Raw genomic sequence first — 22406 nt, forward strand, 5'->3', positions numbered from 1 at the left:
CTTGACAGGGAGATGACCAATTCGCCTCCTCTTTTATTTACTTACGCCTTCTTAACGAACTGTGATTTTAACTTCATAGCTCCGAAACCGTCGATTTTGCAATCGATATCGTGATCGCCATCAACTAGACGGATACTTTTTACTTTCGTACCGATCTTCACAACTGAAGAAGTTCCTTTTACTTTTAAGTCTTTAATAACAGTAACTGCATCGCCATCTTGAAGAACGTTTCCGTTCGCATCTTTTACAACTTTTGCACCATCATTATTTTCAGCTTCTGCGTCTTGGCCCCACTCATGAGCACATTCTGGACATACGAAAAGAACGCCATCCTCATACGTATATTCTGAATTACATTTTGGACAATTTGGTAAAGTAGCCATAAATTCATTTCCTCCGTTCATTATTTATACGTAAAAATCAAAATTGATGTTTACATCTCGATAAATAAAATTTGTATAGCATTTCTTTATAGTGCCATAGTCTCACGTTATTGACAAGCCTACCTCAAATTCTCATTTTTTATTGTATTTTACAAAATTTCAATTCGTATGCCGTTTTTCTATTTGCTCTTCTACTAATTTTAAAAATCTTCGTTGTGCATTTTTATTTTTTACGAGCAATCGAACTCTTAACTTACTTTGTAAATATGAGCGAACTTTGTAGTTCGTAATAAATAACTTTCGATACTTCTCGTCTTCATATATGATTCGAAACCATTCATACTGCTGCAAGTAAAGTATGTTAGCATCAATCTTTTTCGTGTGTAAACCCGTACTTAAACTAATAGATCCTATTAGAGCTTCTATTAATGCTGAAATCATTTCTCTCCCCCTAATAAATAAAAGAAGAACCTTCACAAGATTCTTCTTTTCAAAATGAACGAGTTCCCTCTAGAAACCCCAATTATTTTCTTCAATATAAATTTGATATTCTTCTACTTCTTCTTCACTTAACTTCTTATTATTTTCATATACCTCTTGCCACTCGAAATAATCTTCATCGAAATAAACAGCAAATTTAATTTTCACGTTTTTCTTCTCTGTATAATCATAACCAGTAAACTCTACTACATCATAATCTTTTTCTTTCTTCACAAACTTCCAGGTTGGATTATCAGTCATAATCTCTAAAGTAACCCCTTCACCAGTTGAACGAACAACGTTTTTAATATTCGGCTCAGTTGGTAAAAGAGAAAGTCCGAGCATAGCTCCGCCAAACACAATCCCGACTATAACTTGTAAACCAATCATACCAGCTACACTAGCGCCACCCTTAGATTGTAAGAAATACGCCTTCTCATGATCAGACGCATCTTCTCCCTTACGAAAAACACGAACAGCCTGCTTATAATATAAACGGTTTCCTTGCCATCCAGTAAATATCATCATTCCTAATTGAAGAGCTAAACTAAATGTTACATAAATCCCCTCTGGAATATCTATAAAAGGGGTTATAACTATACTAGGTATAGCCAATAACGCAAATATAATAAATAACTTATACATTTTGCGATAAGCTAACCAAAAGGTTGGGAAGAAAAAGGCTACCCAATTCCATGTATTCCCTTGCGCAGGGTTTTCTACTTTACCCCACTTAAAATCATAATAAGCTGTATTCTTTTGAACAACTTTATGTAATTCTTGTGGAGAAATCGTTTCTTGTAAAACAGTGTCCTTCACGTACATCATCCTTTTCTTATTTCTATATACATTTATTGTATATGGACAAAATGAAGGAATCTAACAAAAAGTACACATATTTCATAAAAATGAACGGAAATCGAATATATTCCGACAATTATCCGTTTCTTATTTCATTTTACTTTTAAATATATTAAAATAATCATGTATCATATCTTTAATACACTAAGTTAATTATTTTATATATTCACTAAAAAGGATGCATCAAAATCATTTTTATACATTTTTTTTAGTGAATATATACTACTACTTTAAAACAAACATCTCGACTTAAGAAAACTCACAAATTAGCCTTCTGCTATTTCAAACATATTTCCACTTATACAACTAATGAATAGTCCATTATTAACTTCCTCTGCATAATGTTTCACATGAAACTATCGAAATTCCGAATTACCTTTCTACTATTTTCGACTGGTTTCAAACGTGGGTATCTTATGAAAATTTAGTGGAAACAAATATGCATTCCATTACTCCCGTACTAGCTGTCGTTCCAATATTAGAAGAAAAAGCGTTTCTACTTCTTACCTGTTTTTCTTTCTACAAATTAAAACAGTACGAACAAGCTACTCGCTACTTACAGCAATATTTACATTGCGCCGTGCATCTGAATACCGAGGAAAAAGAGCCCATATTCTTTCATGAAGTTGATATGTATATGAAAAAACTAGTAAAAAGTGCAATGTAATTTCACATTGTACTTTCTACTAGTGCTTTATATTCTTCTTGTAATTTTTTAAATTGTTCTTCATATTTTTGCATCTTCACAGTATCCGTTTTTGAATTAAGGACTGGCCTTCTTCTCCCAGTCACCATTATATGTTTCCCATCTATTGCATCGCCCATATATACGTAAGGTTTAAAAGACTCACATACCGTATATGGCAATGCTACAGAAAGTTTTGCATACTCTTCCACCTTAAATTGATTAGATAAGCTTAACTCCTTTAAATTTTTCAATTGCATTAACGGTTCTAATGAATCATCTTTAACCTTTAAATTCATCATAGTAAGCTTTTGCAACTGCTGTAATTCAGCGAGTGGTTTTAAAGTTTGTACTTTCATCGCTGTATTTATCCCACCGCCCATATAGAAGGTATTGAGTTGTGTGCACTTACTTAAAGCACTTAAATCTTCTAACTTAGAAAAATCATCAATTAGTAAGGATTTGAGTTTTTTATTATACTCAATATCCCATAACATCTTTGCTTTTGTATTCCAGCACATATATAACTGTTGTAAATTAGACAATTTCTGAAGGCTACTTAAATCCTCGACCCTCATTTCGTAAACGTATAATATATCAGGACAAACATACGTAAGAATATGATCAAACTGCTTTTGATTTACTGTGAACACCCATAACTTTTTAACTTGCAAAGATGCTAATCGTTCTATATTTTTTGTTTTCCCCTCAATCGCTACTTCTTCTAACTCACCAGCTATACTTGCTAAGTCTTTCGTAATCTTCGGCTGATCACCAATCGGAAACATATTATCCTCCCCTACAACTCCCAAGTAATATTCATTTCTTCAAATGACTCCTTACTAAATTCCAATCCTTCGCTATCTTCCGTTCCAATCATTGCTATTTCTTCTTTAGACAACTTAATTTCCTCATTTGGACTTTGGATTTTTTTCTTATACACGAGTTGTAAAAGCTCTATTTGTTCCTCTGTCAGTTCATACTCTTCTTCCAGTCTTTCTATTGCTGATTCTGTATCAAGTAATGGAATTTCTAATAAGAATCCGCCGTGCTCTTCCATCTCTTCAAATGAATCAATTGAATACGCACCGCTATCCTCAATCCAAAATGCAGTTGTAATCAAAGGAACTGTTTCGCCTTCTACTTCTTCTAATACGTATTGAAGTGCTTCTTCTTTCGCAATATCTATTACTTCCGAAGGTGCCCCTTCAAAATAATTTTTCGCATCAATCCACTCATCAATTCTCTCGCTATTCACATCTTGAAGACATACAATCGTGTAATTCGGATGAAACGTAATTGTCCCTTGTCCGCCTTGGCTATCTTGCATACTATAGTTAAATCCATCCCATGAACTTTCATGTGAGAAATCTGGACAATGCGCTACATTAATTGCATGGGCAATCGAATTTAAAACGCAGCCTTTCCATAGTTGTTCTTTATCTATATGTAATTTATATTTACTCATCATCTTCCCCCATGCGCATATTTTTTTCTATTATCTTTCCTCTACACAATACTTGTAAATACTTTTCTATCTACTACAAAATAAAAAAGACTTCCTTTTTAAAAGGCGTCTTTTTATAGTTGAAAATTTACTAATAAATAAAACGAATTATTTAATAAATGAATCCCAATTGGAACGAGTAAATTCTTCGTTTTCTTATATGTGTATGCTAAACATATACCCATACCAAAAATATATAAAATACTACCTACTGTAAGGGGATGGCCAAAAGTAAATATGAAAGCACTTATAACGGCACTAGTAAGTGCAGAAAAGCGCTGGGATAATTTCGTAAAAAACATCCCCCGAAATAAAAGTTCTTCCCAAATCGGTGCAAAAATGGTGAGCACAACTACATATAAAATGATTTCACTTTTAGTAGGCTTTATTACTATACTAGACTCGTCCACACCAATCCCATGTGGTAAAACTAAATTTAATATTGCAAGATATATAAGCATTACAATCGCTGTCATTACTATCGTTACATAGTGTTTAAAATTATTGAATTGTAATGATTTTATTAAATGTAAGCAGCAATTTCTTGCCGGTGCATACATTACGATAATCATACAAAACGTGAAAGGTGGAATAAGATGATCTACATACCATGGATATAAGGAAGAATCATATAAAAGGTTCAAAAAACCAATTCCATGCATGACCCCAAAAATAATTAATAGAATGCTAATTACTTGGCGCATACTCATTTGTTCATTCTTTTCTTCATATGTAGCTAATTCTATATTCATCCTATCCCCTCCAGTATAATTAAACCTTTTAAACCATTATATACCAAATTCAACATAAAAAAAGACAATACACCCCACTGTATTGTCCATTTTCGTCCCTACCATTTCTCTCTACACGTCTCAATTAAATGCAGTAAGTACCTCTTCGTCATATCTGCTCTTCTCCACCTTGAGAGCATTCGCTTTTCTTTTGGATTGTGCCGTATTCTCGCTACTTCTTTTAATAAGAGCTCCCATTCTTCCGCTGAACGTTCTGACAAGTATTGCAATCCTCTATCTTTTGAAACGATTGTTTTATAATCTAGTGTATATAAAATGCGTCCCATCGTAACGACAGCTGATTCTACCCACTCTTCTATAAAAAATAAATATGGCTTCTTCACCTTTTCACTCCAGTACTGTTCTACGTTGTATTTCATCGTATTTACTACATCATTCCATTGTATTTGCAGCGGAAGATCTTCTGCTTCTTTTCCTGTAACTGTAATGCCTTGATTTTTCAACGTCCACCATGTGACCGCATTAATGTCCCAATGACCAACATTAGCTTTACCATCTGCACAATACACGTACTCGTTCATTTCATCATTGTATTTCCCTAAGTCAGCAAGCGGAATATACATACCGTCCATTCTTTTACCTAGCGTATTATCACTAAGTTTCTTATGTAGTTCCACAAGCTGCTTTTTTTCAGCTTCATTCACGGAATCACTTATCACTGTAACAAAATCAACATCGCTCGTTTCTGCATAAAATGCACCAAGTGCGATGGAGCCGTAAATATATACCCCTACTATTTTTTCATCTAAAAAAATTTCTTTTAATTCTACTGTGTACCGCTCCATTAACTGTTGTACTTCCGTTGGTAACGCATGCTTCACTCCATTTTTCATATCTATCCCTCCAATAAAAAAAGCCTTTGCAAATTCGCAAAGACTTCTTGTTTTATAAATATTTCTCGATTTCTTCATAAACATCCTTCAAACGAGGATTTCCTTCTCCAACAATTTCTCCATTTACAAGAACGACCGGATAAAATAAATCTTCTTCCACTACGCGCTCTGCGAATGCTTTTTTATCTGCATCTTCTTGTTCTTCTTGGAAATCAATATACTCGAAATTAAATTTATTTTCTTGTCCTTCATATTTACGACCAATTGCCGCTTGTAACCATTCAAACGTTTCTGTTGAAGATGGCATTCCGACGCAGCTCGCACAAATTACTTTCGTCCCATACACTTGAACATTAACCATTTCTTCTCCCCCACTTCTTGTTCCAACAGTATATTCAGATGTCTTATTACATAAGCACATCATTTTACAATCTTATCCCATACCCCTATACTGAAAAAACACGATACAATATTTCGACAATAAAACAAGAAGAGAAAAAATAGATTTTCCCCTCTATCTTGATTATAATAAAACTGATGAAAGGAGTCGATAAAAATGGAAAACCCACATATGCAAGAACAAGTATTAGAAGTATTAGATAAATTACGTCCATTCTTACTTCGCGATGGCGGAGACGTTGAATTAGTAGACATTGAAGAAGGTATCGTAAAACTACGCCTTATGGGTGCATGCGGAAGCTGCCCAAGTTCTACAATCACACTAAAAGCTGGTATCGAGCGCGCGTTACTTGAAGAAGTACCAGGTGTTATCGAAGTAGAACAAGTATTTTAATCTAAAAGCGGAAGCGGCTCGCTCAAAATGTGAGGGGGATGGAGCTTCTGACATAGAGGCGCTTTTTGCCTCGGCGGAAGAAGCGAAGCCACCGAACATTTTAGCCGCTGGAGCTGGATATTAATCTAAAAGCGGAAGCGGCTCGTTCAGAATCGCCTTCTAAAAGGAGACCAAATTTGGTCTCCTTTTTTTATTCAAATCACATTTATCCGTTAACATCATAAAACAAAATTGGAAATCCTTCTCAAAAAATGCGATAATTAATACTATATAGTGAATCGTTCACACATATACAGTAAAAAAACATAGGGGGACGACAGATGCCAAAAATGGGGAACACTTTTGTAACAATTCAAGAACTAGAAAAGAAAAAAGAGTATTTATTAGGCCTTTCATCCGTTATACCAACATGGAATACAAGCTATCAATTTTTATTTAAAGAAATCCAGCAAGAATTATTGGGTAAAGTAAATGAAAAGCTCGAAAGGCATCAATTCGTTTTAAATATATGTACAGATCAGCAGGTAGGGGCATAATGTATTACATAAAATTGTGGTATATAAAAAAGAGACCTCACTCGGTCTCTTTTTTATATTTTTAAGATAGCCAATCTAATTTTCTAATCCCGAGCTTATCTACTGGTAAACGAAGTGAGCCATAAAAATGCTTCATAAATTGCTCTGAGCGGTTCACATCGTGTAAAATGGCTTCTAAGCGATCTCTATATATGCTTTTTTGTTCTTCGTTTCCAGTTTGGTAATATCGTTCGACCGTTTCAAAATAGTGAAGCGGGAACAGGAGCCTTGCAAATAATAAGCGCCAACCAAATGAGGACAGCGAGTAATTTCGTTCATAATCTGTAACAAATTGAACGATTGTTTGATCCCAGTCTTTCTTTTTTTCAATCATCATATAGCGAATCCATTCTGCTATATCTCGAGTTGGGTGATCATACACCCAATCAAAAGGGAGTTTGAGACGCTTCGTTTGATGCCATAATAAAGGTGTGAATCGTTCTTGGCAAATTGTCGCTGCATCCGTTAGTTGCGGCGTATCATCCATTTCTGTATCAACAACATATTGAATGGCATTTTCTGCAACTCCTAAGTAATACGGGAAGGATTCAATAAACAATTGATCGAATACGTCTGTAGGGTGGTTCATCACTTGCGATTGCCAAAACTTTTCTAACTGATCGAGTCTCTTTTCCCATAACGCTTTCCATTCACCAATGCGGCTTAATTGCTCGATTTCTTCTGGAAAGAATGCACCTCGTTTATGGAATATAGAAAGTTCATTTCCTAATGACATAGCATGTCGTTCTAACGTGCGCATACCTTTTAATAAGCAATAATTTTGTTCTTCTATCTCACTTACATAGTAGCCGTGTATAGTCGGAACGAAAGTCGCTACAGTTATATCCCCTTGCTGGTTCATATAATCACTGAGCTTTTTCATCTCTACAAGTACTTCTTCCTCCATTTCTCCAATTGGAACAAGTACATAAATTTTGTTGCGAATCCAAAAGCTTTTATAGGGGCCAAGGGGGATTAATTCTTTAACATGCATGTGATAATGCTCATAAATATGCTGAATCATCGCAGTCGCCACCTATGGTTTTTCTTTATATATATGAGCTTGTGCTCGCCTTTCATTCCTATGCACATGATAAAGCAACGAAACGTATACAAATACTAAAAAGAAAAAAAGGTGATAAACATGAAAGAATCAAATCAACTACAAGAAAGAGCATTACAACTATTACAAGAACGCGGTGTAACAATTGACGATATTGCTGAACTTGTTCATTTTCTTCAAAAAAAATACCATCCAAATTTAGAGATGTCAGAATGCCGTTACAATGTAGAACGTGTACTATCAAAACGTGAAGTACAAAACGCACTGATTACAGGTATCGAACTTGATGTCCTTGCTGAAAAAGGAATGCTAAGTGAACCGTTACAAGATATTGTAAAACGTGATGAAGGCTTATATGGAATTGATGAAGTTATCGCACTTTCTATCGTGAACGTGTACGGCTCTATCGGTTTCACAAACTTTGGATATATTGATAAATTAAAACCTGGTATTTTAGAATACTTAAATGATAAATCAACTGGAAAGGTGCACACGTTCCTTGATGATATCGTTGGCGGAATCGCTGCCGCTGCATCAAGCCGTTTAGCGCACCGAGCTGAGCACTCAGAATAATAATGTTTTCTAGGCCGTCAGTTTCATGCTGACGGTCTTTCGTATTCCATAAGCATAAATTCTCTTCCGCGGCTCAAAAAAATAAGCCCTTGCTTAAATCCGATATTTTTATATAACGTAATCGCTCTTGTATTAAATGTTGCTACACTTAATCGAAACATTTTCGAATTAAATTCCTTAGCAGCAAACGCTATTCCAGCTTGGAAAAATTCTTTCCCCATTCCTTTCCCAGCTAACGCCGGCTTCATACCAAGTCCGATATCAATCACATCTTCTCCACCATATAAATTAGCATCTCTTCCACCTGGTACTTGTGCATTTTCTCCAAAACAAAAATAGCCGATGAACTCTCCTTGATCGTCACAACAGCCATAATAAGTTCCATCTAATAATTCTTTTATTACTTCTTTCTCGCCTGAAAAACTATATAAATTATATGGTTCCTCGTACGCCCACATATTTATCTCATTTGCTTCTTCCTCTGTTAACTTATGTATATCCACTTTCTCTTTCCCCCTATTATATTTCTATTAACAATATTCGATATTCATCTTATAATTCATCTTTCTCAATATGTTTTTTTAATTTACCGCTTTATTTTAATGGAAGATTTTTCTTATTATGTTACGATTAAACAGAATCATTATAAATAAGGTGGTGACAATTTGAATTACTTTTCTTATCTCTCCTCAGAAGAACGGCAAAATTTTTTCTATAAAGAACCTCTTAGTTTTTCAAAAAATATAGAAAAAGAACAACTAGCTTACGCACTAGGCGCTACACTATATACTCCTGGCACGAAAGAAACGATTGCGGAAGATATAATTAGAAGGAAACATGTGGATGCTATCTCAATTATTCTTTGTCTAGAGGACGCTATAAGCGATGAGGAAGTAAAACTTGCAGAGCAAAACATCGTCGTTCAAATACAGCAAATCGCTAACTTAGTCAGTGCCAACATACTAAATCAAGCAGACATCCCACTTCTTTTTATTAGAGTTCGACAGCCAAGTCAAATGAAGACAATTGTTACTGAATTAGGTAGTGCTGTTCATTGTTTATGTGGTTTTGTCTTTCCAAAATTCACACCGATTAACGGAAAGACTTATATCGATCAGCTTGCATATATAAACGAGTTATACTCATTATCGCTATATGGCATGCCGATTTTAGAATCACCCGAAATTATGTATAAGGAAACACGGGCAGAATCATTATTACAAATAAAGGATTTACTAGATTCTTATCACGATTACATCTTAAATGTACGTATTGGTGCTACTGATTTTTCAAGTATATTTAGTATTCGGCGCAATAAATACACACCTATCTATCATATTACTGTTGTCCGTGATTGTATTTCAGACATTATTAACGTTTTCTCAAGGGCAACAAATGAATATATTATTTCAGGATGTGTATGGGAATATTTTTCTAATGATCATGAAGAAGGGCTTATTCAAGAGGTATCACTTGACCATGCAAATGGCTTAATCGGAAAGACAGTTATTCACCCATCTCATATTAAAGTTGTACAGGCAATGCACATTGTCACAATGGAAGATTATTTAGATGCAAGATTAATTTTACAAAATGCAGATACGTATAATGGAGTGCTAAAAAGCAGTTTTTCTAACAAAATGAATGAAGTAAAACCTCATTATGGCTGGGCTCGCAAAACCATTTTAAAATCTAATATTTACGGGGTGCTACATGAAAACAAACAATTCACCGATCTCCTTATTGCAAAAGCAAAGCAACACGTATAACGTTTTAAATAATATACAAGTTCATGTAGAAGTACGTGATAATCCATATAATTTAGCGCTAGACAATCTTTTTCAAATGGCTGCGAGAATAAATAAGAAACGTAGTTTTTTATTTGTGAGTACAATCCTTGGAAAGCATCTTCCTATTAAACCTGCAGTCTCTCTATCAAGTGGAGTTGCTCTCGCTGCAAGATATATGGAAATACTACATAATATTTCTCATCCATTTCAAAAAGAAATTTTAAATCTCATTTCATTAGAAATTGATGAAATCCCAGAGGAAGTATTTCGTTATCAATATCCTCTGCAAGAAGAAGTTTTGTTCATCGGATTCGCTGAAACAGCGACATCACTTGGTCATTCTATGTTTCAATGCTTTCAAAATGCAAAGTATGTACATACAACTAGGGAATCGATACCCCACCTAGAATCTGTCATTACATTTGAGGAAGAACATTCTCATGCAACATCGCACCGTTGTTATGTAGATGAAAGCTTTTTTCAAAACAACAATCCAATTGTTCTCGTAGATGATGAGATGACAACAGGAAAAACAGCATTAAATATTATTAGATCTATTCAAAATAAATTCCCACGAGAAGAATATATAATTGCTTCTTTATTAGACTGGCGTTCTCATACTAATAGAAAACAATTTAAACAATTAGAAGAAGAACTTCAAATTAAGATTCATGTTATTTCTTTATTAGAAGGCAGTATTCATACAACTGGCCAACCATTGAATATTTCAAAAACAGATATTCAAATTGAAGAAACAAAACCTGATTTCAAAAAGCATACCCTTATCTGCCCAACATCACCCTATACATTAAATTATATAAAATATACCGGGCGATTCGGCATTTCAGCATATGAACAAAAGCACATTCATTCTTTCGCTCAAGAAGCAGGAAAAGCTTTAAAAAGAGAAAGAATGGGAAAACGAACACTCTGTCTCGGAACGGGTGAATTTATGTATATCCCAATGAAAATTGCTGCTGAAATGGGTGAAAATATTTTATATCAATCTACAACGAGAAGCCCTATCCATCCTGTTTCAAATGATGTGAACTATGCCATTCATAATCATTTCTCATATCCAAGTCCTGAAGATTCTACTATTACAAATTACTTTTATAATATTTCACCTCATGATTACGATGAAGTATTTGTTTTTATTGAGCGTGATTTAGGAGAAGAAGCCCTGTTTCCTCTTCTACAGCAGTTACAAACAGTTATTCCTTTTATTCATATCGTCTCATTTTCAAATAGCATAGAAAAGGAAGGTTGATAATTATGGTAAAAGTAAATTCTCATATTAGTAGTTATGATCCAAATGATGCTATTTTTCTATTAAAAGATATTAGTAATTTAATGAAAGAAAGTTCCACGGAAACTAGAGAACAAGCAATTCAAGCTGGCACACATTATTCCGAAACGTTACCAATGGAATATAAACCATCTAAAGCATATATGGATTTATTCTTTTCTTCCCTGCAACAATACAAACACAAACTAGCCATCGCTGTTGGAGTTGTCGCCGAACAGATTATACAAACTAAAGGAACTAACCTTGCCCTCGTTTCATTAGCTCGTGCTGGTACACCTATTGGCATTCTTATCAAACGCTACATACGCTATCAATACAACCTTGATGTACCTCACTATTGTATTTCTATTGTTCGCGGACGCGGTATTGATGAAAATGCACTCCATTATATTTTGGAACATCACCCTAAAGAAACAATTCAATTCATTGATGGGTGGACTGGAAAAGGTGCAATAAAAAAAGAATTAGAATATGCAGTACACACATTTAACGAACGAAATAATACACACATTTCTCATTGTATGGCTGTACTTGCTGATCCCGGTTACTGTACTTCAATTTACGGTACACGTGAAGATTTTCTTATTCCTAGCGCTTGCTTAAATGCAACAGTCTCTGGACTAATTAGCCGCACTATACTAAATGACACCTATATCGGTCCAAATGATTTTCATGGTGTTAAATATTATAAAGAGCTAGAGCAAGAAGACTTATCAAATTTCTTCGTTGATGAGGTAACAGATTTATTCCCTTCTGTTCATTCTCATATAGATAATCAATTACGTTATATTACTTCAACTTACACTGATCCCTCTTGGCAAGGATTAAAAGATATACAGTCTATCCAAAATCACTTTGAAATTGACGATATTAACTTAATTAAACCAGGAGTCGGTGAAACAACTCGCGTATTACTCCGGAGAATACCGTGGAAAATTTTAATACGTAAGCAAAACAATCCCGATTTAAAGCATATTTTACTTCTTGCTAAAGAAAAGAATGTCCCTATTGAAATCTATGAGAATATGGCTTATTCATGTTGCGGGCTCATTAAGCCTCTTAAGAGGGAAACGATATGATTTTCGCCAGTGATCTTGATCAGACGCTTATTTATTCCCGGAAATCGTTTCGTGCCCCTATAGAAGATGAATCAATTCAACTCATTGAAACTTTAGATGGGAAAGAAATTTCTTTCATATCACATAAAACCATTTCACTACTAAAAAAATTGCAACTGCACTCACATTTCATCCCAGTTACAACAAGAACTATTGAGCAGTTTCAGCGGATTGCTTTATTCCAAGACGAAATCATTCCCGAATACGTCATTACAAGTAATGGCGGTAATATCCTTCATAACGGGAAACAAGATGGTACTTGGAACAGGACAGTAAAAGAAAGACTATCGGTTGAATGTATAGAGAGAAACGACATACTAAAGGAATTTGGACAAATAGCTCATAAAGATTGGGTTATATCACAAAAAACAGCCGATGATCTATTCCATTATTGCATTATTAAACGGGAGAACATTCCTTATGATGAATTATCATCTTTCACTTCCTGGTTAGACAAACAAGGCTGGAATCATTCACTTCAAGGTAGAAAGCTATACTTTGTACCAAAACCAATTAATAAATGGGACGCCGTGCAATATATAAAAGAAATTTTGCAAATAGATACGATTATTACAGCTGGGGATTCTTTACTTGATTTATGCATGCTTGAAAAGGCGAACCATGCCTTCGCACCACTTCATGGTGAGTTAGGGGCAATGCATGATAACTTACAACCCCATATTTTAAAAACAGACGCAATCGGCATATATGCCGCAGAAGAAATCGTAAATAAATCACTTCAAATTATTCACAGTTCATTACCTACCTCATGATCATAATATGCACAATTGCATACGCACCGCGATTAAACAGATGGTACAATTTATTTGAATCGCTGTTGCTACACTTCTTGATTAAAGAAAAGGCGTTAACACGGAAATTAGCGTCTTATCAACCTCAAGCAATTGGCACATTTTGTCATCTTAAAAGACACTCGAACGAGTGTCTTTTTTTCTATATCCAACAAGGACTTACTCATTTCAAAGTATAAATACATAAAATAATGTAAATCATTACACGCATGAATCACTTTCTAAAAGTTATAAAGTAGATTCAAAATAAAAAAAGCACTCTTAACTAGAGTGCTTTTTACTTTCAAACAAGGAGGCTACATATATGGATAGTACTCTCGTATTTAACTTTGGCATTGGTATTGTTATCATTTTATTCGTCTTCTTTGTACTTTGTATGAGCGGGGTATAAAAAGGCGATTTTCGAGCGTCTTTTTATACATACATATGTATTACTTGACTTCTATAAAAGTAGTAACCATAATAGTTACAGATATACAAATAGCTATTCACATATCCACAAATAGGCGGAAGAACAATGAAACATGTAATCGTTTATGCACACCCAAATACAGAAAGCTTCAACCATGCGATTTTAGAAACGGTAAAACGTGAATTAGAAGAAAAAGGTCATGAAGTACGCGTTCGCGATCTATACGAATTAAACTTCAATCCAGTATTAGGCGCTTCCGATTTCATCTCATTTTCTCAAGGAAATACACCCGAAGATATTAAAGAAGAACAAGAGCATATCTCTTGGGCTGATAGCATTACATTTATTTATCCAGTTTGGTGTGCGGGACTTCCTGCTATTTTAAAAGGATACGTTGACCGTGTGTTTAGCCATGGATTTGCTTATGCTTACGGTGAAAACGGCATTGAAAAGTTATTAAGCGGTAAAAAAGGATTGTTATTATCTACAATGGGTAATACGAAAGAGGCATACACAGCAGGCGGCATGTTTGATGCAATGAAGAAAACAGCGGATGTTGGTATTTTTGACTTTACAGGTATTGAAACACTTGAGCATACATTCTATACAAGTGTCCCTTCTGTGGATAATGATGTGCGTAAACAATATCTTGAAGAAGTAAAAGACGTTGTGAATCGTGCATTCTAATAAAATTATATCAGCGATTTTTTTAATATATCAGCGCAACTCAGATTATATCAGCGATTTTCTAAATATATCGGCGTAACTCAGATTATATCGGCGATTTTTCAAATATATCGACTTACCGACAAAAATCGACACTAGTCACAACGAAATAAAAAAAGCTGTTCCAAAGTTTGGAACAGCTTTTTTCATTACATCTTCTCAATCCACTCCGTCAAGTTATGCACAACTTGCGTCGGTTGAACTTCGTATTCTGTTAACTTCTCCACAGTTGTGACTCCAGTGTGGACAAGAAGCGTATGCATACCAGCATTTACTCCTGCTAAAATGTCTGTATCATAGTTATCCCCAACCATTAATGCTTCATCTTTTCCTATACCAAGAACTTTTAAAGCTTGTTCCATAATGATTGATTCTGGTTTTCCGATAAAGATTGGATCCACACCTGTCGATACTGCTACAACCGATGTTAATGAACCGTTACCTGGTAATAACCCGCGCTCAGTTGGGATGGCAATGTCCCCATTTGTGGAAATAAACGTTGCACCGTTACGCACAGCAAGACACGCTTTTGCTAACTTTTCATATGTGATGTCACGATCTAAACCAACAACAACGAAATCAGGATTTTCATCCACAAGTTCAAATCCTTTTTCCACAAGTGCATCGTGTAAACCTTCTTCACCAATCATATATACAGTTGCACCTTGTTTACGTTCATAAATGAAGTTCGCAGTCGCCATACTCGTTGTGAATACTTGCTCTGCTTTCGCTGGAATATCGAAACGAACAAGTTTTTCTGCCACTTGTTCTGGTTTACGCGTTGAGTTATTCGTAACAAATAAATAAGGAATGCCGCGCTCTCCTAAAGCTTTTACGAAGTCGCTCGCTTCTTCAATCTGTTCTTCTCCGCGATACATCGTACCGTCTAAGTCAATTAAGTAACCTTTATACATCATTATGTCTCTCCTTCTATGCTAACGTTCTCACCTATCATACCACTCTTATATTACCCGCTTTTTCCAAAGAAAAAAACGCTTTACCTTAAAGCGCCCCATAACGTTCATTTTTTCTCTTTTATTTGGTAAGAACAACTACAATCGCCCTCGCACATGTTTGCTAGCGTTTTCACATCTGCGTTCGTAAATAAACGCTTATACATCTCTTTTTCATCTTCACATACTTGCGGGAATCTCTCTGCAATTTCTTTTAACGGACAGTTTTGTTTTTCAATTACGAAAGAGTTCTCTCCATCTCTCTTTATTTGAACCATATAACCATTTTTCTCTTGCATAGCTGCTATCTCTTGCACTTTATATGCTAAATTCTTTTGATTACTTACTCTCTTTTGCAACTGTTCTTCCATTCGCTTCGTTCTCTCTTTTAAAACGTAACGAAGTATTTTTTCATCGCCCATTCGAGCTAAATCTTCTAGCATATCAATCGCAAATTGCTTATACTCTTTCGGGAATGTATCTTCTCCCTTTTCACTTAATCCATACAAATAAGTTGGTCTTCCGACATGTTGCCTTACCATCTTAGAATAAATGAGTCCGTCTTTCTCAAGATTACTTAAATGTCTTCTGATTGCCATTTCTGTAATCTCTAAAACGTCAGCTAGTTCAGCTACTGTGTGCTCTCCCTTTACTTTCAACAATTGTACAATCTCGTCTTTCGTAGTACGTGCTTCCCCCATACTTCACCCTTCTCCCTTTTCTTTCTCACATACAATATAAGATCCCCAAAAGGTATTCTCTGGGGATCTTATAAGCATAATTATTCTGGTACAAATGCAGATACAGGTCCTAATTCCTTTTCTAAATAACTGCGAATATTTGCTGGGTACTTTTCCACCACTGCAATATGTTTTTGAATCGTCTTATATAATTCATCATGATTCATTTGAATATAATCTTGCGTAAGCATTTTTCGAAGAAGGATAATTTCTTTCATCCCTTGGCCATCTTCTTCACTTATCACTCGCTCGTCCATTAAAATATCAATAATATCTTCATAGCTTCCTGGATCGCGCATAATAAATCCATCGATCATCGCATTTCCTACATCTAATACAGTATCAATAATAAGATGGGCTATGCGCTCTAATGCGTAAAATTCAAACTCGGTTTCATATATCTTTTTCTCTTGAAATGTACTTGTTGCTCGTTCTAAACATACTAGCATTTGTTCTATTTTCTTTCTGTCTACAAAATACATGAATGTCACCTACCTGGAAATTAAAGCATTTACATTTTAATTGTAACGCTTTCTTCTGAAAAAATCGACAATTTTTCGAATTCACCTTTTCTCCGTTATTTGTTATAGTTATATTTGTATGATTTTTGAAATTGGAGGAATGGAATCTTGGAACGTGAACTCGCACTAGAAATTGTCCGTGTAACAGAAGCAGCAGCCTTAGCATCCGCACAGTGGATGGGCCGCGGAAAGAAAAATGAAGCAGATGATGCAGCAACTACAGCAATGCGTGATATGTTCGATTCAGTAAACATGGCAGGTACAGTTGTAATTGGTGAAGGAGAACTTGATGAAGCACCGATGTTGTATATTGGTGAAGAACTAGGAACAGGTAACGGTCCGGAAGTAGACATCGCCGTTGATCCATTAGAAGGTACAAACATCGTTGCAAAAGGTCTTGCAAATGCAATGGCAGTTATTGCAATCGCAGACAAAGGGAACCTTCTTCATGCTCCTGATATGTACATGGAAAAAATCGCGGTTGGTCCAAAAGCAGCTGGTAAAATTAGCTTAGATGATCCAATTGAAAAAACAATTGAAATTGTAGCAGAAGCTAACAATAAAAAGATTCGTGACCTAACGGTTATCGTTCAAGAACGTGAACGTCATCAAGATATTATTGACCGTGTTCGTGCAAAAGGTGCACGCGTAAAATTATTTGGTGACGGTGATGTTGGTGCGTCAATCGCAACAGCACTACCTGGAACGGGTATCGACTTATTCGTAGGTATTGGCGGAGCTCCAGAAGGTGTTATTTCTGCAGCAGCATTAAAGTGCCTTGAAGGTGAAATGCAAGCTCGCTTAGTTCCAATGAACGAAGAAGAAGAAGCTCGTTGTCGTGAAATGGGATTAGAAGACCCTCGTCAACTTCTTATGTTAGATGACTTAGTATCTGGGGATGATGCAATCTTCTCAGCAACTGGTGTATCTGCTGGTGAGTTATTAGACGGTGTTAAATTCCTTGGCGGAGATTTAGCTGAAACATACTCTATCGTAATGCGTTACAAAACAAGAACAGTACGATTCATTAAAACGCATCACCATTTAGATCATAAACCACACTTAAACTTAGATATTTAATAAAGGAGCCATGTGTATGGAAGAACGTTTCTTTCTGTACGACGACACTGTCGCTACAAAAACTCGTTTCGTTAGCTTTATGGGAGAAAATGAGCGTCATGATTTAGCGCTTTTATACTCCGATCGTCATTACGGTAAAACAATTGTACTTGATATGCAAAGTAATAAATTTGCAATTATCGGTGCTGACGATTTAAACGAACCAGGCTACTTAGAGCACGCATTTTCTATGACTGAAGAAATTGCAGAAGAATTACGCTCATTTTTATTTGAACTTATATAATTTATCGTATGCACCAGCTATTTTAGCTGGTGTTTTTCCGCTATAAGAGTTTCGAATTTTCAATCTTTTATGTTATAATTAAGAATAAATCTATTTGGATAGAAAGGACGTTATCTACGTATGCCAACATTTACTTTGTAATGGACCAGCAATTGGATAGCATTACTCTCAAAAAAGCACCACGCTTTTTCAAGGGAGTAGTCTGCCCATTCCCATTACAAAGGAACGTATTGCATCTGTAGTATGATGTTTACGGAGGTTCCTCTTTGGGGAACCTCCTTTTATTTTTGTCTTTTTCTCATGTCTTCATACTACAAGACATCCAAATAGCTGTATTACGTTTCTTTGCCACTACTATAAGAGGTGAAGGAAAATGCAGAAAGTACAACTTTCTTGGAGTTTATATGAAAATCAGCAACACACAATCGAAAAATATTGTAAAAATTGCGGACGTACTACCCTATTTACTGATACGAATATTCGTAGGCATAACGCCAATGGAAAAAACATATACCGCTTTGCCATTTATAAATGTTCGAAAGATCATACGTGGAATCAAAAACTGCGTATTTATAAATCATTTACTGATCACGTTGAAACGATTGATATGACTCAGCAAGATCAAACAGAAACAAGTACTACTATTTCTATTACGCAACATAAAGAAAGTGGCGTAGCTGAAATCACGATCGTATTAGATATCGTTTTCGGTTCCCACCGCATTGATAAAGCCTTATCCACATATATTTCCGACTGGAGCCGTACACGCATTGTGGATAAAATTAAAAATGGGGATATTCAATTAAATGGACAACAAATGAAACCAAATGCAATACTTTCTGAAGGCGATCATATCTCGATTTGTTTATAAGCGAGAATATGTAAAAAATCCTCTTACAATTGTAAGAGGATTTTTTTATTTCTTCACTTTTCGTAATACGAAGTGTGCACAACCGAAGTTACAGTACTCGTATAAATACTCCGTTAACGTACTAATTTTCGTATCATATGTCGCACGTTGGTTACTATCATCAAAGAATCCTCGCAGTCTAAGTTGCTCATATCCCCAGTCTCCAACGATATAATCATATTTATTTAAAATTTCTGCATAGCGCTCTTTAAATGCTTCTTCACTAAAACCGTCACGAAAGTTTTTAATTACTTCGTACTGAACATTATTAATGCTCACCGTAGCATGAATCTCTTGCTCTTGCTTTTGCTCCATCATTAACTTCCTCTCTAAGCATTCTTCTTTTTATCGTATCACAAAGCATAACAACCAACAATTTCAAATACAAAAAATTGCAAATTAGTACATGCTATGGAGAAGGAGGTGATACATCGTGAAAAAACAAATTTTACTTTCCCTTCTCACTCTTTCCTTATTTGCAGGCTGCCAATCAGCGAACAAAGCTGAAATGGAACGTGAAGAAGGAAGCCGTGTTCTTGTTTCCAATAAAAACGACATGTATCATACGGAAAATACAAATACAAGACTCACAAGAGTCGGTTATTCTTCTAAACAAAAGCATGAAGTATCTAACAAACAAGTAGGGGCCATTAATCGCGAGAAAGTCGCTGAAATGATTACAAGCATGACAGTCAAACTTCCTGACGTTACAAACGCTGCTACACTCGTTACCGATGATGAAGTATTTGTTGTATATCGTGCAAACACAACGGATCCAAAACTCGTAGCAGATCAAGTATATAAAACCGCTTTGTCCATCGTCCCTCGCTATTATAAAGCATATGTATCAACAGACCAAAAGTTAATTTCTCAAATTCAAGGGCTTCAATCTGGCGCATTAAATGATACAGAATATACGCAAAGCCTCGATATGCTAAAACGTGAAATGAGTAAAAATCCTCATTTGAACAATACGGGGGATCAGACTTTAAATAATATGATTAAAAAGTAAAACAGGTGGAGAGAACCTCCACCTGTTTTACTTTTTATTTTTTATTACGATCCGCATAAATCTCCATCGCATCACACATAAACTGCGCTAACCCCTCGCCAAACTTATCGATATTTTTCGTAAAGCGCTCATCAGCGACGTACATTTGACCGAGTCCCTTAAAAGCGTCTAATGAATAGTGACTAAAGTTTTGCAAGTAATCGTACCATACTTTGATAGCTGCCTGCGCCTCTTTAGAATCTGGTGCATCGTGTCTAAGCGTTGCTAAATTTCTATAAATAGCATTAAACTCCTCTTGGTTCTCTTTTGACATACCTTTTGCATATTCGTTCGCTTTATCTACAGCTGCATCTCCCCATTTTTCACGTGCTTCTTCTTCATATGGGTTATGGCTGAAATCGAATCCTTCAAATTTCTCTTTATTCGTCATTTCAATCTCTCCTTTTGTATGCTGAATTGTTTTATCAATCGTCGCAATCACCTTATCTAATCTGGCACGCTTTTCAAGAAGCATCTTCTTATGAAGCTGTAGTGCCTCTTCGCGATCAAATGATGGACTCATGATAATCTCTTTAATTTTCTTCAAAGGGAAGCCAAGCTCTTTAAAAAACAAAATTTGCTGCAATGTCTCTAAATTTTCATTGGAATACAGACGATATCCAGACTCTGTCGTCTCGTCTGGGGTTAACAACCCAATTTCATCGTAATGATGCAGTGTGCGCACACTAATTCCAACTAAATCAGCTACTTCTTTTACTCTCATTGTCATTTGTATCTCCTCCTTAGTACATACGATAAAGTATGACGCAACGTTAGAGTCAATAAGTAAATTCATTTTCTTTCTAAAAGTTTCATCTCTCCCCTATTTCATGCATAATAGATATGTACATATATTAGAAAGCGGTGAAAGTATGGTTTCAAATACTATAATTGCCAGCATCATTTTTCAACTCATTGTCTCGATTCTGGTCCCAATTATCGTACTCGTTTATTTCCGTAAAAAATATAATATTAATTGGAAAGTAGTCGGCGTTGGTGTTCTTATCTTTATCGGATTCACTCAAATTCTTGAAACACCATTCCACCTATTTATGCGCGGTAATCCAACAATCGCTCCATTTTTAGAAAATCCGTTTGTCTTCGCAATTTATGGCGGATTGACTGCTGGTATTTTTGAAGAATTAGGACGCTTCGTTGCCTTCTTCTTCTTACTAAAAAAATATCTAGAATATAAAGATGGCTTCGCTTATGGAATTGGTCACGGCGGAATTGAATCTATTTTAATTGGCGGTTTTTCTGCATTACAAGCATTAATTTTTGCTAATTCTATTAACGATGGTAGCTTCTCTCGACTGATTGAACAAAAACCCGAGCTCAGTATTTTACAGGACATGTTAATTCAGCAACCTGCCTACTTATACTTCCTTGGTAGCTTAGAAAGAATTATGGCACTCGTGCTTCAAATCGCCTTTACAATGCTTGTTTTATACGCAGTAAAACAGAAGAAATACATCTTCCTAGTATACGCTATACTATTCCACGCATTTGTAGACTTTTTCGCGGCACTTTACCAAACAAAAACAATCAACATCTTCGTTGCCGAAGGAATTACACTTCTGTGTACAATTGGCGCTGTCGTTCTTATTCGCAAAATGAAAGAGAAATTAATGAGTGTACCGGAGTAAAAAATAAACCACCAAAATTGGTGGTTTATTTTTTATATGGATGATAACTTTTGCCCTCTTGCAGCTCCCTCTTTGTTTCTGCATCTATAACGATGTACTTATGAAACGCTTCTACTTCATTTTGAGTAAAAGAAGCGAAAAAATAAACTTGGCGATCAGGGTGAACAAAAAAATCTTGAAGCACCACTCTACTTCGACAACCGACAGCTGTTTTTTGCAGGAAAGAAAATTCCTCATCAGCCACTTCTTTAAATGAAATTTTTTTACGAACACTATATGCTGCATTTTTGTACTCTTTATAAATTTTCTTATCTAACTGTTTATAAAAAACATCCCCACTCACAAATGACTTATTTTGATTGCTTGGATAATTTAGTTTTCGGTTGGATTCTGCATATGTTGTGGACAATTGCGCAAGAAAACAAATAATGAATACGATACATATCATTTTTTTCATCATTGCACCTCAATTTTTTATTATCCACATTAC

At 35.4% G+C, this 22406-nt stretch carries 30 protein-coding genes; 14 read left to right on the forward strand and 16 right to left on the reverse strand.

Annotated features, from left to right (window positions below; all coding sequences use genetic code 11):
- Positions 1 to 41: 41 nt before the first annotated feature.
- The 3 genes from phnA to DN400_RS03680 all read right to left on the reverse strand — a co-directional run bounded on the left by phnA (position 42) and on the right by DN400_RS03680 (position 1691).
- Positions 42 to 383 carry an alkylphosphonate utilization operon protein PhnA gene (gene phnA, locus DN400_RS03670; protein WP_000212735.1) on the reverse strand — a complete coding sequence of 114 codons (342 nt, stop codon included), beginning with the start codon at positions 381 to 383 and terminating at the stop codon, positions 42 to 44.
- Positions 384 to 542: 159 nt separating this feature from the next.
- Positions 543 to 824, reverse strand: coding sequence for a hypothetical protein (locus DN400_RS03675; protein ID WP_033657549.1), 282 nt, complete (start codon positions 822 to 824; stop codon positions 543 to 545).
- A gap of 69 nt (positions 825 to 893) precedes the next feature.
- Complete coding sequence (locus DN400_RS03680) at positions 894 to 1691, reverse strand: DUF2628 domain-containing protein (protein WP_072940842.1); 798 nt, start codon at positions 1689 to 1691, stop codon at positions 894 to 896.
- Between the two features lie 367 nt (positions 1692 to 2058).
- Here DN400_RS03680 and DN400_RS03685 point away from each other — a divergent pair, with 367 nt between their 5' ends.
- Positions 2059 to 2391, forward strand: coding sequence for a hypothetical protein (locus DN400_RS03685; protein WP_065229508.1), 333 nt, complete (start codon positions 2059 to 2061; stop codon positions 2389 to 2391).
- A 2-nt stretch (positions 2392 to 2393) separates the two neighbouring features.
- Here DN400_RS03685 and DN400_RS03690 read toward each other — a convergent pair whose 3' ends face one another.
- The 5 genes from DN400_RS03690 to DN400_RS03710 all read right to left on the reverse strand — a co-directional run bounded on the left by DN400_RS03690 (position 2394) and on the right by DN400_RS03710 (position 5922).
- On the reverse strand, positions 2394 to 3197 hold the full coding sequence (locus DN400_RS03690) for a leucine-rich repeat domain-containing protein (RefSeq protein WP_072940845.1): 804 nt from the start codon (positions 3195 to 3197) through the stop codon (positions 2394 to 2396).
- 11 nt (positions 3198 to 3208) lie between these two features.
- Positions 3209 to 3877, reverse strand: a complete 669-nt coding sequence (locus tag DN400_RS03695; protein WP_072940848.1) for a hypothetical protein — start codon at positions 3875 to 3877, stop codon at positions 3209 to 3211.
- A 113-nt stretch (positions 3878 to 3990) separates the two neighbouring features.
- Positions 3991 to 4668, reverse strand: coding sequence for a CPBP family intramembrane glutamic endopeptidase (locus DN400_RS03700; protein ID WP_065229511.1), 678 nt, complete (start codon positions 4666 to 4668; stop codon positions 3991 to 3993).
- Positions 4669 to 4766: 98 nt separating this feature from the next.
- Positions 4767 to 5561 (reverse strand): nucleotidyltransferase domain-containing protein, encoded by a 795-nt coding sequence (locus DN400_RS03705; protein WP_016513193.1) that lies wholly within the window; start codon positions 5559 to 5561, stop codon positions 4767 to 4769.
- 52 nt (positions 5562 to 5613) lie between these two features.
- Positions 5614 to 5922 carry a YuzD family protein gene (locus DN400_RS03710; protein WP_000248588.1) on the reverse strand — a complete coding sequence of 103 codons (309 nt, stop codon included), beginning with the start codon at positions 5920 to 5922 and terminating at the stop codon, positions 5614 to 5616.
- Between the two features lie 195 nt (positions 5923 to 6117).
- Between DN400_RS03710 and DN400_RS03715 the strand changes: the two genes are divergently transcribed.
- Positions 6118 to 6354, forward strand: coding sequence for a NifU family protein (locus tag DN400_RS03715; protein WP_000431159.1), 237 nt, complete (start codon positions 6118 to 6120; stop codon positions 6352 to 6354).
- A 320-nt stretch (positions 6355 to 6674) separates the two neighbouring features.
- The gene (locus tag DN400_RS03720) at positions 6675 to 6890 is read left to right on the forward strand and encodes a hypothetical protein (protein WP_001125507.1); all 216 of its coding nucleotides are present in this window, start codon (positions 6675 to 6677) and stop codon (positions 6888 to 6890) included.
- A gap of 61 nt (positions 6891 to 6951) precedes the next feature.
- Here the strand turns inward: DN400_RS03720 and yutH are convergent, their stop codons facing one another.
- Positions 6952 to 7953 carry a spore coat putative kinase YutH gene (gene yutH / locus DN400_RS03725; RefSeq protein WP_000614216.1) on the reverse strand — a complete coding sequence of 334 codons (1002 nt, stop codon included), beginning with the start codon at positions 7951 to 7953 and terminating at the stop codon, positions 6952 to 6954.
- 120 nt (positions 7954 to 8073) lie between these two features.
- Between yutH and DN400_RS03730 the strand changes: the two genes are divergently transcribed.
- Positions 8074 to 8565, forward strand: coding sequence for a phosphatidylglycerophosphatase A family protein (locus tag DN400_RS03730; RefSeq protein WP_000665103.1), 492 nt, complete (start codon positions 8074 to 8076; stop codon positions 8563 to 8565).
- A 23-nt stretch (positions 8566 to 8588) separates the two neighbouring features.
- Here the strand turns inward: DN400_RS03730 and DN400_RS03735 are convergent, their stop codons facing one another.
- The gene (locus DN400_RS03735) at positions 8589 to 9068 is read right to left on the reverse strand and encodes a GNAT family N-acetyltransferase (protein ID WP_065229512.1); all 480 of its coding nucleotides are present in this window, start codon (positions 9066 to 9068) and stop codon (positions 8589 to 8591) included.
- A gap of 162 nt (positions 9069 to 9230) precedes the next feature.
- Here DN400_RS03735 and DN400_RS03740 point away from each other — a divergent pair, with 162 nt between their 5' ends.
- The 5 genes from DN400_RS03740 (at position 9231) to DN400_RS03765 (ending at position 14693) form a co-directional block, all read left to right on the forward strand.
- Positions 9231 to 10334 (forward strand): HpcH/HpaI aldolase/citrate lyase family protein, encoded by a 1104-nt coding sequence (locus tag DN400_RS03740; protein WP_061660696.1) that lies wholly within the window; start codon positions 9231 to 9233, stop codon positions 10332 to 10334.
- Complete coding sequence (locus DN400_RS03745) at positions 10279 to 11625, forward strand: phosphoribosyltransferase family protein (RefSeq protein WP_061660697.1); 1347 nt, start codon at positions 10279 to 10281, stop codon at positions 11623 to 11625. Before DN400_RS03740 ends, DN400_RS03745 begins: the two co-directional genes overlap by 56 nt.
- Positions 11626 to 11630: 5 nt before the next feature.
- Complete coding sequence (locus DN400_RS03750) at positions 11631 to 12743, forward strand: cysteine protease StiP family protein (RefSeq protein WP_147801549.1); 1113 nt, start codon at positions 11631 to 11633, stop codon at positions 12741 to 12743.
- Entirely contained in the window at positions 12740 to 13555 is an 816-nt protein-coding gene (locus DN400_RS03755) for an HAD family hydrolase (protein WP_065229514.1), read from the forward strand. The genes DN400_RS03750 and DN400_RS03755 overlap by 4 nt, the downstream gene beginning before the upstream one ends.
- A 556-nt stretch (positions 13556 to 14111) precedes the next feature.
- Entirely contained in the window at positions 14112 to 14693 is a 582-nt protein-coding gene (locus DN400_RS03765) for an NAD(P)H-dependent oxidoreductase (protein WP_147801550.1), read from the forward strand.
- Between the two features lie 188 nt (positions 14694 to 14881).
- Here the strand turns inward: DN400_RS03765 and DN400_RS03770 are convergent, their stop codons facing one another.
- The 3 genes from DN400_RS03770 to DN400_RS03780 form a co-directional block, all read right to left on the reverse strand.
- Entirely contained in the window at positions 14882 to 15646 is a 765-nt protein-coding gene (locus DN400_RS03770) for a TIGR01457 family HAD-type hydrolase (RefSeq protein ID WP_065229547.1), read from the reverse strand.
- 107 nt (positions 15647 to 15753) lie between these two features.
- Positions 15754 to 16386: a helix-turn-helix transcriptional regulator gene (locus tag DN400_RS03775; RefSeq protein ID WP_000503347.1), complete on the reverse strand. Its 633-nt coding sequence runs from the start codon at positions 16384 to 16386 to the stop codon at positions 15754 to 15756.
- 80 nt (positions 16387 to 16466) lie between these two features.
- Complete coding sequence (locus tag DN400_RS03780; RefSeq protein WP_000274010.1) at positions 16467 to 16907, reverse strand: DUF86 domain-containing protein; 441 nt, start codon at positions 16905 to 16907, stop codon at positions 16467 to 16469.
- 147 nt (positions 16908 to 17054) lie between these two features.
- Between DN400_RS03780 and glpX the strand changes: the two genes are divergently transcribed.
- From glpX to DN400_RS03800, 3 genes are all read left to right on the forward strand, one after another.
- On the forward strand, positions 17055 to 18026 hold the full coding sequence (glpX, locus tag DN400_RS03785) for a class II fructose-bisphosphatase (RefSeq protein WP_000439090.1): 972 nt from the start codon (positions 17055 to 17057) through the stop codon (positions 18024 to 18026).
- A gap of 16 nt (positions 18027 to 18042) precedes the next feature.
- The gene (locus DN400_RS03790) at positions 18043 to 18309 is read left to right on the forward strand and encodes a DUF3055 domain-containing protein (RefSeq protein ID WP_000392611.1); all 267 of its coding nucleotides are present in this window, start codon (positions 18043 to 18045) and stop codon (positions 18307 to 18309) included.
- Between the two features lie 373 nt (positions 18310 to 18682).
- A complete protein-coding gene (locus DN400_RS03800) occupies positions 18683 to 19180 on the forward strand; it encodes a hypothetical protein (protein WP_001174588.1) in 498 nt (165 codons plus the stop codon).
- 45 nt (positions 19181 to 19225) lie between these two features.
- Here the strand turns inward: DN400_RS03800 and DN400_RS03805 are convergent, their stop codons facing one another.
- A complete protein-coding gene (locus DN400_RS03805) occupies positions 19226 to 19537 on the reverse strand; it encodes a YutD family protein (RefSeq protein ID WP_000970508.1) in 312 nt (103 codons plus the stop codon).
- Between the two features lie 115 nt (positions 19538 to 19652).
- Here DN400_RS03805 and DN400_RS03810 point away from each other — a divergent pair, with 115 nt between their 5' ends.
- Positions 19653 to 20231 (forward strand): YhcN/YlaJ family sporulation lipoprotein, encoded by a 579-nt coding sequence (locus tag DN400_RS03810; RefSeq protein WP_000744131.1) that lies wholly within the window; start codon positions 19653 to 19655, stop codon positions 20229 to 20231.
- 34 nt (positions 20232 to 20265) lie between these two features.
- On the opposite strand, the gene DN400_RS03815 is transcribed toward DN400_RS03810, so the two are convergent.
- Positions 20266 to 21000 (reverse strand): MerR family transcriptional regulator, encoded by a 735-nt coding sequence (locus DN400_RS03815; RefSeq protein ID WP_000178777.1) that lies wholly within the window; start codon positions 20998 to 21000, stop codon positions 20266 to 20268.
- Between the two features lie 100 nt (positions 21001 to 21100).
- Between DN400_RS03815 and DN400_RS03820 the strand changes: the two genes are divergently transcribed.
- Positions 21101 to 21916 carry a YhfC family intramembrane metalloprotease gene (locus DN400_RS03820; protein ID WP_141560663.1) on the forward strand — a complete coding sequence of 272 codons (816 nt, stop codon included), beginning with the start codon at positions 21101 to 21103 and terminating at the stop codon, positions 21914 to 21916.
- A gap of 25 nt (positions 21917 to 21941) precedes the next feature.
- On the opposite strand, the gene DN400_RS03825 is transcribed toward DN400_RS03820, so the two are convergent.
- Positions 21942 to 22373 (reverse strand): hypothetical protein, encoded by a 432-nt coding sequence (locus DN400_RS03825; protein ID WP_000738182.1) that lies wholly within the window; start codon positions 22371 to 22373, stop codon positions 21942 to 21944.
- Positions 22374 to 22406: the final 33 nt, after the last annotated feature.

This window comes from Bacillus sp. AR8-1 (assembly GCF_008042345.1).
Lineage (GTDB): Bacteria > Bacillota > Bacilli > Bacillales > Bacillaceae_G > Bacillus_A > Bacillus_A cereus.